At 66.7% G+C, this 1,324-nt stretch carries 1 protein-coding gene; it reads right to left on the bottom strand.

From position 1 onward, the window contains the following. Positions 1 to 29: 29 nt before the first annotated feature. Positions 30 to 1,255 (bottom strand): IS3 family transposase gene (locus tag J2Z33_RS18060; RefSeq protein ID WP_245218980.1). Its coding sequence is split into 2 segments (ribosomal slippage): positions 30 to 907 and positions 907 to 1,255, totalling 1,227 coding nucleotides; the frame shifts between segments, so codons are not numbered across the junction. Positions 1,256 to 1,324: the final 69 nt, after the last annotated feature.

Here is a 1,324-nt window from a genome sequence, read left to right as displayed (position 1 = left end):
TGTTGTTGCCCCTGAATGACCGGACAGGATCAGGTTGTTGTCTGATCCGCGATGAACTCGCGGGGTGATCTGTATCCGAGCGCCCGGTGGGGGTGAACGGCGTTGTAGTGCTCGAACCAGCCATGAAGCTGGGCGATGACGGTGCAGGCATCGGGGCGCGGCGAGACCCGGACGTAGTCGCGCTTGATGGTTCGGACGAAGGCCTCGGCCATGCCGTTGCTCTGCGGACTTCGAACGGGCGTGGTGCGCGGCTCCAGGCCGATCTCGCGGGCGAGCGCCTTCGTGTCGGCGGCGATGTAGCATGATCCGTTGTCCGACAGCCATTCGATGACGTGCGGCAGACGGTTCACCTGGCCAAAGCGCGCCTCCACGGCGGCGATCATTAGGTCCTGGACATCCTCGCCCTTGATGCCCTCCGTGGTGGCGACGAAGCCCAGAGCCTCGCGGTCGCAGCAGTCGAGGGCGAAGGCGACGCGCACCTTCTGGCCATCGTCGCAGCCGATTTCGAAGCCGTCCGAGCACCAGCGTAGATTGGAGCGGTCCACCGCGACCCGGCCATCGTGGCGGCGGTCCTCGTCGCGCCCCGAATGGCGTTCGAGCAAGAGGCCGTGCTCGCGCATGACGCGGTAGACCCTCTTGTGATTGGGCGGCGGGATGCCGTCGGCCTTGGCTCGCCGGCGCAGGAGCGCATGCACCCGGCGATAGCCGTAGGTGGGCAACTCGCCAATTATCTCCTTGATCTGCACGACGAGTTCCGCGTCCGGCATGGGCGGACGGCCTCGGCGGGCCGGAGATGCAGCCGGGCTCTTCTTGGCCCGGGCCATGACGTTCGAGCGCGCCACGCCCAGCATTTCGCACACCGCGCTCACCGCGAACCCTCCCCGGGCCACGACAGCATGCGCAAGGGCCGCTTTTTGGGGGCGGCAACATCCAAGGCCTCGCGCAGGATCTCCGCTTCCATCGTCTTCTTGCCCAGAAGGCGCTGCAACTCACGGACCTGACCTTGAAGCGCCCGGTACTCCGAGGCCGCGACGACCTCCTCTTTCGCGCTGGTGGCGGTCAGCGCGCCCTGAGCGGCCAGCTTGCGCCACGCGAAGAGCTGGTTGGGCTGGATGCCATTGCGGCGCGCCACCAGGCTCACCGTGACGCCCGGATCGTAGGTCGCCTCGACCATCGCCAGCTTCTCAGCCGGCGACCATCGACGGCGACGCTGCGGCTCGGTCAGGATCTCGGGCCGTGGGATGTGACCAGTCATGATGTGAACAGTACTCCTACCCCTTAGGGAAGTGGGAGACCCTGTCCGGTCAGTTCGGGGGCAGCTTCA

The organism is Rubellimicrobium aerolatum (genome assembly GCF_017872975.1).
Taxonomy (GTDB): domain Bacteria; phylum Pseudomonadota; class Alphaproteobacteria; order Rhodobacterales; family Rhodobacteraceae; genus Rubellimicrobium; species Rubellimicrobium aerolatum.
Note: the sequence above shows the minus strand (reverse complement) of the source record. Positions and strands in the feature narration are given on the sequence as shown.